Below are 13,057 nucleotides of genomic sequence, written 5' to 3'. Positions count from 1 at the left end.
AACGCTTTAAAATGAATCTGGACAAGACGGCTTACCGTATATTAATCATTGAGGATAATCCCGGCGACTATTATCTCGTAGACGATTATTTGCATGAGTATATATTAAATCCTATTTTATTGCATATACAAACTTTCGCTGAAGCTCGGCAGTTGATTTCTCCCGACAAAAGAGATTTTGACCTTATCTTACTGGACCTTACCCTTCCCGATATCGATAAGGAAAGCCTGCTGGTGGCCGCTAAGGAGATAAGTCAGACCATCCCTATTATTATTTTAACGGGCTATGCCGATTTAAATTTCGCTACCAGTTCCTTATCTATGGGGGTTTCTGATTTCCTTTTAAAAGACACTATCAACGCCCTTATTCTCTATAAGAGCATCTTATATGCCATCCAAAGGGATAAGTTTTTAAATTCCTTAAGGATATCTAAAAAACGGTATATGGAGTTGTTCCACCTAAGTCCAGCTCCTATGTGGGTTTTCGACCTGAACACCCTCCGATTCCTAGACGTCAACGAGGCGGCCATTCGGCATTATGGTTATTCGGAGGACGAATTTTTGTCTATGGCGCTGCCCAAACTCTTTTCCCTCGACGACCTCCCTGTCCTAAAAGGATTATTGGCCAAAACTCGGATGTTACAGTCGCACCAATGCAAGGATACCTACCGTCACCTAAAAAAAGATGGTACGGTCATTCAGGTAGAAACGAGTGGAAGTAAGATCGATTTTAATGGCATTCCGGCCGAAATCGTACTGGCCACGGATGTGACCGAAAAGTTCAATCAGATGAATGCCATTCAAGAACAAAACAACCAGCTCAAGGAAATTGCCTGGCTTCAGTCTCATATCCTAAGAGCCCCCGTGGCCCGACTTATGGGGCTTGTTGACCTACTCAAAGAGGATGAACTCGAAGGGCCAGAACATAAAGAAATTTTGAATCATCTTTTCAATGCCGCCACAGAGATAGATGAAGTAATCAATAGTATTGTAAAAAAATCTAAATCAATAAGAAACAACTTACATGAGTAACCTACCAACCCAACTAAGCGTCATGATGGTCGAAGACGACCCTATATTTGTAATGCTATTAAAAAGGCTTTTGAAAAAAAGTAACTTGGACAGTGACCCATTAGTCTTCGAAAGCGGGAAAGTAGCCTCGCAATACATCATCTCAGATATAGACAAAAATACCAATGTTCTCTTATTCCTGGACCTCAACATGCCCGTTTATAACGGATGGGACTTGTTAAGTTCTTTGGAGGGACACCGCCAGAAAGAGAATACCTGGATCGTCATTACTTCCTCCTCTATCGACCAGCAGGATTTGGACCGGGCCAAAAAAAATCCACTCGTCCTCGATTTTCTAACCAAGCCCCTCACGCTGGAACATATGGAAGTGGTAAAGCAAAAAATAAGCAGTAAAATTGTACTAAATTAGTGCCTAAATATAGCCGTTTACGAAGACAGACCAATAGGTAGTACCCGCAAGGGTTTGCATATATTGTAAGAAAAAAGAAAATGAAAAAACTAATCCTTTACATTGCAACGAGCGTAGACGGCTATATTGCCCAGCCCAATGACGACCTCAGTTTTTTGTCGACGGTACAGCGAGAAGGGGAAGACTATGGCTATGGTGCATTTATTGATGGAATTGACACCGTCATTCTCGGTCGCAAGACGTATGAATGGGTTCTCAGGCATGCCGAATATCCGCATGCCGACAAAGACAGCTACGTAATTACACGCCAGGCTCGACCCAGTGTGGGGCGTATTCAGTTCTACACCGGTGATATCTCTAGCTTAGTCAACGAATTGAAAAACAAACCTGGTAAGGATATTTTCTGTGACGGCGGTGCCGAAATCGTCCATCTACTCCTCAAAGAAGGGCTTGTCGAGGAAATCATCCTCTCGATTATCCCCGTGCTTTTGGGGGCAGGCACTCCCTTGTTTAAGGAGCCGCGACCCTATGAAGGACTCCAACTACTCTCGAGCAAAGCCTTCGAAAGTGGACTTGTACAGCTGCACTACCAAATAAAGGCCAGTCAAAAGCTACCATAAACTAGTCAGTAAGATGTCATTTATGTATATTGCTTAGGAGCAGGCTATCTCGATTTCAGTATGCTCCTTAAACAGACACGCCTATGAAACTGATAGAATGCCCCCGAGACGCATGGCAGGGCCTTAACGCCTTTATTGCCACCAAAGACAAAATCGACTATTTGAACCGTTTGCTTCAGGTAGGTTTCGACACCCTCGATTTCGGCAGCTTTGTATCGCCCAAGGCCATGCCTCAAGTAAGTGACACGGCGCTGGTCGTCGAGGGCCTAGACCTCGCTAAGTCCAACACCCGCTTGCTTGCCATAGTAGCCAATGCCAGAGGTGCTGCCCAGGCTTGTAGCATCGAAAAAATACATGCTATTGGCTACCCTTTTTCAATTTCCGATACCTTTCAGATTCGCAACACGAACGCCTCTATGGAACAATCGGTTGTAAGGTTAAAAGAAATAAGCACGTTATGTATGGAACACGGCAAAGAGTTAGTCGTGTATATCTCCATGGGTTTCGGCAATCCGTATGGAGACCCATGGAGCCCGACTATCGTAGGGGAATGGGTGCAAAAGCTTTCTGGATTCAATATCCGAACCTTCTCCCTATCGGACACCGTAGGCCTGGCCCAACCCGACGCTATAGCGGCTCTTTTTACAGAACTTATTGGTACCTATCCCGAAATAGAGTTTGGGGCGCATTTCCATACTAAACCGGAAGAATGGAAGCCTAAGGTCACTGCCGCATATCAGGCCGGATGCCGGCGTTTCGATGGGGCCCTTTTAGGTTATGGAGGCTGCCCCATGGCGCAAGACGACCTCGTGGGAAATATGCCCACCGAGCGGCTTATCCAGTTTGGCCAGGACGAAGGAGAATTACTTAATTTAGATCTCGATTTGCTCGAAACATGTAAGGCACAGTTTTCGACCCTCATGCAAGGAGTTTAGGCCCTATTGGGTTCCATCCTCGGGCGTAGGACGTATAAAAAGGTAGCCCAATGACAAGTGCTGGGACCATCCTAGGTGCGGATGGCTATGTACGGCATAGTCGAACCGAAATGCTTCCAGCCTAAAACCCGCTCCAAAATGCTGGGTCATGGGGCCCGACGACAGTCCGGTGCGCAGGCTCAGAACCTTAAAAACCCGATAGTCTAAGCCTACTTTAAAAACCAAAGGGTGGGTGCTGTTCTTATTGATCTCAGAGACTAATGACAGCTCCTCTATGGGCCTATAGCGGCCACCTAGCTTAAGAACAGTGGGTAACCGACTCCCAACGGCTCCCGAAAAGGAGCCCTGCAATAGATTATAAATATGGGCGCCAAGGCATAGCTGATTCGAAAGTTCAATGATCCCTCCTAGCTCCACAGAAACGGCCTGCTGGCTGCTTACCCAAGATGGAAGGTTATAGGCCACTTGTAGGTAATTAACTTTCACGCCTAAGCTGGCCCAGTCGAGCTTATGCCCTACCCCTATTCCCAGATGCACCTCGTTGTAAAGCTGATCGCCAAATCGACAGATCGTAAAACCTCCTGCCCGGTCGGTACCGATCGGCAGGACGCCACCAAAAGTAAGGGTATGAATACCAGGAATGGAATAATAAGTATCGACGCTACTAAAAATCAAGGGATCGGTTATGGTAGCAATTCCCGCTACGTTGCTGCCTATAGCATAAGGATCGGATAGGGTCACCGTTGCATTTCCTAAGCCCCAGGCACGTGCTCCCATCACGAAGGGCTCACCCTGAGCGAAAAGGACCGAGCCCGAATAATCAAGTCCTCCTACGAGCCCAAACACCCATAACCATTTCAGCCCTACTAAACGGCGCTTACATCTCATAGCCACACCTCCTTCCTCTATAAATGGGATAGGTTTTTTGGACTTATGCTCCTAGGACCTACTCCTTAAATATACAAAAAATATGGGAGGAATAGGTCCTAGCAACTGAGATAATAGCACCGATCCGTTTGGACTATTGAAACTTCCGTTTTACGATACTCAACAAAGTAGTTACAGCTTCCCCATTGACGTCCCAGGCATACTTAGAGGCATACCGATGCCAGATAAGGTCCTTCGCTTCATCGAAACTCTTGACGCTATCTAGTTCATATATTGCCTTATCGAAATGTTCGCTGTTCTTATTAAAAAGCTGATTGACAAACATAAACCTTTGACCTAAAGGGATGGACCCGGCAATACTGTCGACCCGCGCCGACACATGCCCATAGGAATGCTCTTGGGCAGGCTTGGGAATATCGACTTTAAACCGGCTATTGAGCGATTCGCGCTCCATAGGGGTTGAAGTATGGTTAGCCTTGGATACGATTTCAGAAAGCACGGCTACATTCCGTTCTTTGGGTACTGCCACTGGAGCAGATTCTATATCCTTTAATGCGGAGTCAAAAAAAGACGTACCTTCCTTAATCTCCGGCATCGCCGCTGCTTGCTCTTCTTTTTCCTGTTGAAAATCGGATAAATTGAGATTCCGTATTTCACTAAACTGCGAGACATAGCCTTCCAACGCCTCCTCCTTGGCTTCCAAAGCGCCGTCGAGCCAGCTGATGGCCTCCGACACCTTTACGGAAGTTTGGCCGCTAGCCGCTAACTGATGCGCCAATTTTTCGGCTACAGCTTTATGAATATGGGTATACTTAAAAAGTTGTTCGGACACCGCATAGCTAAATCCTTCGTCGGCGCGGGTAATAATTTTCTCCTTAAAGTATTTGGCGGGAACCAGCAATAGCTCCAAGGATTCTATGGTAGAAGCGACAAGCAGAGGCTCCAGATCCGCCCTTTTCACGGCGATATGCTGGGAAACGGTATTCATAAAGCTGCTAAGCGCCTGTTTGACCGACTCATTTTCAAAGTCGAAGTACGCACTTCTAAACGACTCGGCGTTGCCTTTCCAGGTTTCAAAAAGGCGATTAAGCACTCCTAAATTAACCTGCCTCACGGGAGTAAGTTTCAGTAAATCTCCTCCTGATATTATATTTTTAGCATCATACGCCTCATTAAGCACCAAAGTGGCAAAACCAGTGGCATACTGTTGGATAGCATTTGAATTCAAACCATTCGACATAACGAATCAGAATTTTTTACAGATTGTTTTAAAAATTGTGCTTGATTTGTAAAGATATTAAAAAATTAGCCGCCTCCTTGGCCTTCGCACCTGAAAGATGTTTATAGAACCCTCGCATAAAAGACAAAACCCAAAAACGGGATGGATAGAAGTAATTTGTGGTTCCATGTTCTCCGGAAAAACCGAAGAGCTAATTCGGCGATTAAACCGTGCCAAAATTGCCCGACAAAGAATAATGATCTTTAAACCCGCGATGGATAAACGCTACCACCAGCAGAACATTGTCTCTCATAACGATAATTCGGTGGCCTCTATGCCCGTAGACAGCGCCACCACCATCTTAGAGCATGTTGGCAACAGTGAGGTTGTGGGGTTAGACGAAGCCCAGTTTTTTGACGAGTCGGTGGTAGCCGTATGCGACCAGCTGGCCAACGAGGGCCGTAGGGTCATCGTAGCCGGGCTCGACATGGATTATTTGGGAAAGCCATTCGGGAACATGCCTCCACTCATGGCCATAGCCGAATACGTCACCAAAGTCCACGCTATTTGTATGGTATGTGGCGAAGTAGCTTCGCACTCCTATCGGCTATCGCCCTCCGACGACCGCATCCTTTTGGGCGAAACAGACCTGTATCAGGCACGTTGCCGGCGATGCTTCAACCTTGGTGAGCAAGTTTAATATCATCCAGGGACTAATAAGCCCCCAGATTGACACTATTTCATTGCAATTCTGTTTTTAGAAAATGTCCGGTATGACTGGCCTTCACCTTGGCCACCTTCTCGGGGGTACCCGCAGCCACCACCTTGCCTCCTTGGCCTCCCCCTTCGGGGCCCATGTCGACCACATAATCGGCCACTTTGATCACATCCATATTATGCTCAATCACTAGAACGGTATTTCCCTTTTCTACCAATTTTTGCAAGACCAGCAACAGATGTTTGATATCCTGAAAATGTAGCCCGGTAGTGGGTTCGTCGAGGATATAAAGGGTCTTACCTGTATCGCGCTTAGAAAGCTCTTCCGCAAGCTTCACCCTTTGGGCCTCTCCTCCCGAGAGCGTCGTAGCATGCTGCCCTAAGGTGATATAACCCAACCCCACATCGAAAAGCGTTTGCACCCTCCTTAAAATCCGGGGTTGATTTTCGAAAAACGACAAGGCCGTTTCTACGGTCATATCTAAAATATCGGCCACCGACTTACCCTTAAAGCGGACCTCTAATGTTTCACGGTTAAAACGCTTGCCTTTACAAGTTTCGCAGTCGATATGCACATCGGGCAAGAAATCCATTTCAATCCGTTTCCTACCGGCCCCTTCACAGTCTTCGCAGCGCCCCCCTTTTACGTTAAAGGAGAACCTCCCCGGCTTATAACCTCTGATTTTCGACTCGGGTAATTCCGCAAAAAGAGACCGAATATCGGTAAACATATTCGTATAAGTAGCCGGGTTGGACCGTGGTGTACGCCCTATGGGCGACTGGTCCACCTCTATCACCTTATCAATATGCTCTAGGCCTTCAATACTCTTATAGGGGAGAGGCTCTCGGCGCGATTTGTAGAAGTGCTGATTGAGTAAAGGAAACAGCGTTTCATGAATTAGGGAGGACTTGCCACTACCACTTACTCCCGATACGGTGATCATGGTGCCTAAGGGAAGGTTTATCTGAACATTTTTGAGGTTATGCCCCGTACAGCCCTTCAGGCTTAAAGTCAGGCCGTTGCCCTTACGACGTTTTGTGGGCACCTCTACCTGCTGCCTACCACTTAAGTAATCGGCGGTAATGGTCCCATTTTTTACAAATACTTCGGGAGTTCCGGCTCCTACAATACTTCCCCCATGCCGACCCGCTCCAGGCCCTATATCGACGATATAGTCCGATGCCAGCATCATATCCTTGTCGTGTTCCACCACCAATACCGTGTTGCCTAAGTCGCGCAAGTTCTTTAGGGAGTTGATCAGCCTTACATTATCCCTCTGATGCAAGCCTATACTAGGCTCGTCCATGATGTACAAGACCCCCGTAAGCTGGGTACCTATCTGCGTAGCCAGGCGGATCCTTTGGGCCTCCCCTCCCGAAAGTGTACGTAGGGACCGGTTCAGGGTCAGGTAGTCGAGCCCTACATCCAGTAAAAATCCTACTCGCTTCCGTATCTCCTTCAGAACCTCAGCGGCAATGAGCTGCTGACGGTCCTCGAGGCGTTCTTCTAGGCCTACCAACCATTTTGACAAATCCAAAACATCCATCTCCGACAATTCGGAGATGTCCTTGCCGTCTACCTTAAAGTGTAGGGACTCGGTCCGAAGTCGTTTCCCCGAACAATCTGGACAGGTTTTGATCATCATAAAATCTTTCAACCAATCCTGAATCTTTTCATTGCCCGACTCCTGCTGTTTTTTAAGGAAATTAATAATCCCTTCAAATTTGGTATCCCATTCGGTACCGGGGTATTTTTTGGAAGGCACAGGAACTGGCTCGTCACTGCCGTAGAGTACAAGTTTGATGGCCTCCTCCGGAAATTTCGCTAGTGGGGTCGATAAGGTAACTTTATATTTCTTTAGCAGGACCTCCATTTGCTTGAAGATCCATGCCTGGCGGTATTCTCCCATCGGGGCTATCCCCCCCTTAGCGATCGACAAGGACTTGTCGGGCATCACGGAGTCTTCGGTAATATCATCGACTACGCCAAGGCCCTGGCAGGTGGGGCACCAGCCATAGGGTGAGTTGAAAGAAAAAGCATTGGGGGCGGGGTCATCGTAGCTAATTCCCGATTCGGGATCCATCAGGTTTTGAGAGAAATAGAAGGTATTGCCTTTTTCATCCAGTACCATCAGCGCTCCTTTCCCTTGCTTGATGGCCGTAGCCACCGACTGGCTCACCCGATACCGCGACTGGGGGTCGTCTTTCTCCGACTTAGGAACCACCCTATCGATCACTATTTCGATGTCGTGGACCTTATAGCGATCCAATTGCATTTTGGGTTTTATATCCTGCACCTCCCCATCTATTCTCACTTTATTATAGCCTAGTCGGGCTATTTGTACGAATAATTCTCGATAATGCCCCTTCCTTCCCTTGACGGCCGGCGCCAGAATAATCGTTTTCTTATTAAGAAACTGGGTCATCAATTGATTGACGATCTGATCCTGCGACTGTTTCACCATCTTCCGGCCGGTCACATAGGAGTAAGCCACCCCTGCACGGGCAAAAAGTAGTCGTAAAAAGTCATAAATTTCAGTAACCGTTCCTACGGTAGAACGAGGGTTTCGAGAGGTCGTTTTCTGCTCGATGCTGATCACCGGCGAGAGGCCGCTGATCTTATCGACATCGGGGCGTTCCATTTCTCCTATAAAGCCACGGGCATAAGCAGAAAAACTCTCCATGTATCGACGCTGCCCTTCGGCATAAATGGTATCGAACGCCAAGGAAGACTTTCCACTTCCGCTAATACCGGTGACCACCACCAACTTATTTCTGGGAATCTCCAGATCAATATTTTTTAGATTATGCTCCCTGGCGCCTTGAACTTCTATTAGGTCTCGGCTATCCACTTCTAGGCCATTCAATGAATTCAAAATTTCAACAGTGTTTATGGTATTGCTGGATTTACTTTAAACAGCTCAAATAGAACGACAAAAATACCGCTTCAGTTTCAGTATACCTTTTCTTTTAAATGGGGGCAACCATTTTCAACCATGCTAATCCCCCCCCACCTCGGGTCCCTGACCGCCTATTGAGGTAGGCTAACGAGAAATATAAAAAAAGGGTGCCCACATGAGCACCCCACAATTTACAAATAGGTTTCTTAATTCCTACTATAGGTATCCAAAGTAGCCTCAGGGAAGGTTCGCAGGATATCGGCTATGGTGTTTTTAACCATCGTCTGGCGATCCTCCTTCTTGGTAGGCGCCTTCACCTTTCCCGAAGCCCAACCTTGCCATATCATCCTATCGCTGGTATTCTGGTATATATTTAGGATAAAACGACTTTCCTGATAGTTGTAGGTAGAGATGTTATTTCCACCTCCGTACCACCACATATATGGAGAGTACATATTATTGGAGCGAACCTGTTGCCTGTCCTTTACGTCCGTCATAAACCGCACGGTAATTTCAGGAGTATCTGCTACTTGGGTATATCCCTTCGATAGCATTACCTCTACGACGGCATCCTGCAACCGCCGGCGATTGAGTTCACTGCCGAGCAATGGATCCTGTTCCATATTCAACTCAGCCTCTACCTTAAAGGTTTTGAATTGCTTCAAATTGACCGACGAGTCGTAGTCATAGCTTACCTGTAAGGCCTGGCTACAGGCCGTGAGTAATATTCCCAATAACCCTATGTATAGGATATTTTTTATTTTGAAATTCCAGTTTTTCATGTCTATTCCGTTTTAAAGTTTATTGTTGACACCGGTTTCCTTAGCCGAAAACGGTTACCATTAATATACGATTTTTTGGGCAAAATTGTTGCAGGTATTGGTGATTAAAAGGGCTTGTTTGGCAGTTAGCCTATTTTTAGGATCCCAATACTACAGACGGCCACCACCTTGTTGGGCATCAAAGGGTATGCCAAAAATAAAACAGCAATACCCTGAGGATATTGCTGTGATTAACTTTGCAAAAAAAGGACCTAGCCCCCCAGCTGGCGGTAGTCGGGATGTTCGTACCCTTCTCGATACGCCCGAGCCAGCAAGGCAGTAGCTTCCCTGTCGCCTGTGACTTCTTTTTTGACAGGGTCGTATGCCAACGGCCTGCCCAATTGCATCGCCAAATTGGCCAAAATACAACTTGCCGTAGAAATATGCCCTTCTTCGATATCGGCAATGGGCCGACTGCTTTTTTCGATGGCATTCAAAAAGTCCAACATATGCAAACGTGTTGCTGGGGCCGCATTGAGTTCTATTCGCTCCTCTTTGAGGTCTTCCGGATATTTTTCCCTTTCATATACCACATCTTTATGGATCTTCTCCCCTTTTCCTTGTGGAATAAAATCGTAGGCCATTGTACTCCCCCAAAGGGTACCTTTTTCCCCATACAAGGTAAAAGACCAGGGGTAAGCCGGATTATTGGGTGTACCCCAGCTCCGGTGCTGCCATATACAGTTTAGATTATCATATTCGAAGATGGCCGACTGGGTGTCCGAAATATTGGATTTCGCATCGGAGTTCATGTATATTCCACCGGTAGAGCTGATCTTCTGAGGCCATCCCAAGTCCAGCATCCAACGTACTGTATCGAGCATATGCACACACATATCGCCAGTAATACCATTGCCATATTCCATAAATGCCCTCCACCACCTGATATGTGGGAGGCCATCGTAAGGTCGTAATGGGGCTGGACCCGTCCAGCGCTCATAATCCAAATAATCAGGCACTGGCTCTAGGGGTGGGTTGGCTCCATTTCGCATATGAAAATAACAGCACATTTCTACATGCGACACCTTCCCCAAAAGGCCCGCATCTACAATATTCTTTTTGGCATCGATCAGGTGCGGCGTACTTTTACGTTGGGTCCCTACCTGCACTACCTTTTTATATTTCCTGGCCGCTGCCACCATGGCCTCACCTTCCATCACATCTACACTAATGGGCTTTTGTACATATACATGTGCCCCGGCTTTTACGGCATCTATGGTTTGTAAGGCGTGCCAATGATCGGGCGTACCGATCAGCACGATATCCAGCTCATTTTCCTGTAACATTTTTTGGTAGTCCCCATACAACTTAGGTACCTTTCCCGACTTCTGCCTTTGGCCCACCAGGGTACCAGCCGCTTTCAATATATTTTTATCGACATCACACAGGGCAATTACCTCCACCGGCGCCACTTGAATGAGCCGAAACAGGTCACTTTTACCATACCATCCCGTACCAATCAGCCCCACTCTAAAGGGCTTGGCTGGGTTGATTAAGTCCATTCCCTGGGCTCCAAAGGTAGACAGGGCCAAGGCTGCCGTAGCTCCCTGCAAAAAATTTCGCCTATTTATATTAAAGCTATACATATGCTTATTCTTTTTAAGATGTTAAACAGTCGTTTATCCTTACATGCGCTATTAAAAGAAAACAGGGAGAAGAGTATACTAAGTTGTACCCCAAAATTATTAGTACTGCCATATACCGCACTTCGGAAAGAGGGCTGGCAAGGGCAAGAATATCCCTACCATACGAAACAGCTTGGAGCGAGGTATAATAGCAAAAACCATGGCCCCAAGCCGTATGGAGGTACAGTCTTGGGGCCATGGTGCCATCTCGCCAGCAACTTGGGCTTTAAGTTGCCTTGCCTTTTATTTGGGCAGGCTGATTAACGCATGAGCAATTTCTTTTAGGTTGGGGGCGGTAATCTCAGTGGCTGGTGCCAACGGATATATCTGCTGGCCTGGCCGGCTTACAAAAGCGGCTCTCCACCCCGCCCATAAGGCGCCGGCGACATCCCAGCCATGGGCAGCCACGAGCAAGCAGTCGCTTGGAGCTACGCCCATTTTGCGAGCAGCCCAGTTGTATACATCTGCATGGGGTTTATACTTCCCTATCTCTTCTATACTCAGTTGCTTATCGAACACGTGGCTAAGACCTGCATGAGACAGCTGGGCCTCAACGCCCTTGCTCGACGAGTTGGTCAAGGAAACCAAAGTATACCCAGCAATTTTCAATGCCTCTAATGCCGCCTTAACTTCCGGGTAAGGCGACAAGCTTAGGATGGGCTTAATGGCCTCCTTGGCTTGAGCGTCGGAAAGTGCGATCCCCTGATTGGCCGCAACCATCTGTAAGGCGGCGGCGCCTATAGTACCAAAATCGTGGTACCGATTGCCCACCGTTTCTACCAAAGAATACTGTAGCATGGTGGTAAACCACAGGGGTAATAATTCGGTCTTCCCCTGCAAAGCCTTACCCACACTCTTTTTTATATCATTAAGGTCGAGTAAAGTCTCGTTTACATCGAAAAAAAGCACCTTAGGACGTGCCATCTGAGGGTTTTCATCCTGTGCTAAGGTATGGGTTGAAGCTAACATCCCTATCCCTCCTGCCTTCAACGCCTTTTCCATAAATTCTCTTCGGTTTTTGTTCATCGATTTCTTCATTTTTAATTAAAGTCGGGTTCTTTGGACTAGGCTACCTGCTCTACCAAGCCCGAGAGACCCTCCCCCTATGAACGTGAGAAAAGCGTAAGAGGTTTGGACAAAGTCGATTAAAAGGTCATAAATATATTTTTACCATTTCTCGCCAATACCTCGGTCGATGGGCTTCTTCCTCCCAGACAAACAATTTATGTGGGACATTTATTTTATTTAAAGCATCGCTAAGTTGCTGATTATCGGCCAGAAAGGCATCTTCTCTTCCGATGACAATCGTAATATCGATTTGGCTGATTTGTCGGATCAGCTGCGAGTCGGTAATGCCTGGGACGTACTGGTTAGGCATATTAAAATATACATTATCATCAAAATAGCCATTCATCAGATCGGCAAAAAAAGGCAGGGGTTTGGTGAGATCGTACCTCCCGCTCATTCCCAATACCTTATGAAATAAAGTAGGGTGCTTGAGGGCAATATTAACCGCGTGATAGCTCCCCAAACTACAACCCGCTACCCCCAACTGCGGGTGGGTATTCTGTCGCTTGATGAATGGAATAACTTCCTGAATGATATATTTTTCGTATTGAATATGTCTGCGTATACGATCGGGAGGCGGGGAAGAAGAATAAAAGCTCTCACAATCGATACTATCCACACAAAATACCTGTAAGTAACCTCCTTCTATTTTATCCCGCATGGCCTCTATAATACGCCAATTCTCGAGGTCATAAAAATGTGCCGACCGAGTAGGGAAAAAGACAACGGGTAGTCCTTTATTTCCAAATACTAACAGCTCCATGGACCGTTGGAGGGAAGTGCTAAACCATTTGTGATAGGCTCTCTCCATAACTAATGGACAA

The 13,057-nt window shown here is 46.8% G+C and carries 12 protein-coding genes; 5 read left to right on the top strand and 7 right to left on the bottom strand.

All coding sequences use genetic code 11. The features are described from left to right. Nucleotides 1–11 precede the first annotated feature (11 nt). From CLV98_RS02195 to CLV98_RS02180, 4 genes are all read left to right on the top strand, one after another. On the top strand, nt 12–1,031 hold the full coding sequence (locus CLV98_RS02195) for a PAS domain S-box protein (RefSeq protein ID WP_109672398.1): 1,020 nt from the start codon (nt 12–14) through the stop codon (nt 1,029–1,031). Beyond that, entirely contained in the window at nt 1,024–1,440 is a 417-nt protein-coding gene (locus tag CLV98_RS02190) for a response regulator (RefSeq protein ID WP_109672396.1), read from the top strand. The genes CLV98_RS02195 and CLV98_RS02190 overlap by 8 nt, the downstream gene beginning before the upstream one ends. 80 nt (nt 1,441–1,520) lie before the next feature. Then, nucleotides 1,521–2,060, top strand: a complete 540-nt coding sequence (locus CLV98_RS02185) for a dihydrofolate reductase family protein (protein WP_109672395.1) — start codon at nt 1,521–1,523, stop codon at nt 2,058–2,060. Between the two features lie 83 nt (nt 2,061–2,143). After that, nucleotides 2,144–2,995: a hydroxymethylglutaryl-CoA lyase-like TIM-barrel protein gene (locus tag CLV98_RS02180; protein ID WP_109672393.1), complete on the top strand. Its 852-nt coding sequence runs from the start codon at nt 2,144–2,146 to the stop codon at nt 2,993–2,995. A gap of 3 nt (nt 2,996–2,998) precedes the next feature. On the opposite strand, the gene CLV98_RS02175 is transcribed toward CLV98_RS02180, so the two are convergent. Continuing rightward, entirely contained in the window at nt 2,999–3,883 is an 885-nt protein-coding gene (locus CLV98_RS02175; RefSeq protein WP_109672391.1) for a PorV/PorQ family protein, read from the bottom strand. Between the two features lie 133 nt (nt 3,884–4,016). After that, on the bottom strand, nt 4,017–5,123 hold the full coding sequence (locus tag CLV98_RS02170) for a DUF8457 domain-containing protein (RefSeq protein WP_109672390.1): 1,107 nt from the start codon (nt 5,121–5,123) through the stop codon (nt 4,017–4,019). A gap of 97 nt (nt 5,124–5,220) precedes the next feature. Here CLV98_RS02170 and CLV98_RS02165 point away from each other — a divergent pair, with 97 nt between their 5' ends. Further along, the gene (locus tag CLV98_RS02165) at nt 5,221–5,802 is read left to right on the top strand and encodes a thymidine kinase (RefSeq protein WP_109672388.1); all 582 of its coding nucleotides are present in this window, start codon (nt 5,221–5,223) and stop codon (nt 5,800–5,802) included. Between the two features lie 40 nt (nt 5,803–5,842). Here CLV98_RS02165 and uvrA read toward each other — a convergent pair whose 3' ends face one another. The 5 genes from uvrA to CLV98_RS02135 all read right to left on the bottom strand — a co-directional run bounded on the left by uvrA (nt 5,843) and on the right by CLV98_RS02135 (nt 13,044). Then, nucleotides 5,843–8,695: an excinuclease ABC subunit UvrA gene (gene uvrA / locus CLV98_RS02160; protein ID WP_109672386.1), complete on the bottom strand. Its 2,853-nt coding sequence runs from the start codon at nt 8,693–8,695 to the stop codon at nt 5,843–5,845. 230 nt (nt 8,696–8,925) lie between these two features. Continuing rightward, nucleotides 8,926–9,501, bottom strand: a complete 576-nt coding sequence (locus CLV98_RS02155; RefSeq protein ID WP_109672385.1) for a DUF4136 domain-containing protein — start codon at nt 9,499–9,501, stop codon at nt 8,926–8,928. Between the two features lie 251 nt (nt 9,502–9,752). Further along, complete coding sequence (locus tag CLV98_RS02150; RefSeq protein ID WP_109672383.1) at nt 9,753–11,126, bottom strand: Gfo/Idh/MocA family protein; 1,374 nt, start codon at nt 11,124–11,126, stop codon at nt 9,753–9,755. Between the two features lie 282 nt (nt 11,127–11,408). After that, entirely contained in the window at nt 11,409–12,191 is a 783-nt protein-coding gene (locus CLV98_RS02140; protein WP_109673034.1) for a haloacid dehalogenase type II, read from the bottom strand. Nucleotides 12,192–12,318: 127 nt separating this feature from the next. Further along, entirely contained in the window at nt 12,319–13,044 is a 726-nt protein-coding gene (locus tag CLV98_RS02135) for an esterase family protein (protein ID WP_109672380.1), read from the bottom strand. Nucleotides 13,045–13,057: the final 13 nt, after the last annotated feature.

Source organism: Dyadobacter jejuensis, assembly GCF_003149085.1.
In the GTDB taxonomy this organism is placed as follows: Bacteria; Bacteroidota; Bacteroidia; order Cytophagales; family Spirosomataceae; genus Dyadobacter; species Dyadobacter jejuensis.
This window is presented reverse-complemented; position numbering and strand designations above follow the sequence as displayed.

Coding starts and splice junctions, on each gene's coding strand:
- CLV98_RS02195 (WP_109672398.1), top strand. CDS start 12: ATGAATCTGGACAAGACGGCTTACCGTATATTAATCATTGAGGATAAT.
- CLV98_RS02190 (WP_109672396.1), top strand. CDS start 1,024: ATGAGTAACCTACCAACCCAACTAAGCGTCATGATGGTCGAAGACGAC.
- CLV98_RS02185 (WP_109672395.1), top strand. CDS start 1,521: ATGAAAAAACTAATCCTTTACATTGCAACGAGCGTAGACGGCTATATT.
- CLV98_RS02180 (WP_109672393.1), top strand. CDS start 2,144: ATGAAACTGATAGAATGCCCCCGAGACGCATGGCAGGGCCTTAACGCC.
- CLV98_RS02175 (WP_109672391.1), bottom strand. CDS start 3,883: ATGAGATGTAAGCGCCGTTTAGTAGGGCTGAAATGGTTATGGGTGTTT.
- CLV98_RS02170 (WP_109672390.1), bottom strand. CDS start 5,123: ATGTCGAATGGTTTGAATTCAAATGCTATCCAACAGTATGCCACTGGT.
- CLV98_RS02165 (WP_109672388.1), top strand. CDS start 5,221: ATGTTTATAGAACCCTCGCATAAAAGACAAAACCCAAAAACGGGATGG.
- CLV98_RS02155 (WP_109672385.1), bottom strand. CDS start 9,501: ATGAAAAACTGGAATTTCAAAATAAAAAATATCCTATACATAGGGTTA.
- CLV98_RS02150 (WP_109672383.1), bottom strand. CDS start 11,126: ATGTATAGCTTTAATATAAATAGGCGAAATTTTTTGCAGGGAGCTACG.
- CLV98_RS02140 (WP_109673034.1), bottom strand. CDS start 12,191: ATGAACAAAAACCGAAGAGAATTTATGGAAAAGGCGTTGAAGGCAGGA.
- CLV98_RS02135 (WP_109672380.1), bottom strand. CDS start 13,044: ATGGAGAGAGCCTATCACAAATGGTTTAGCACTTCCCTCCAACGGTCC.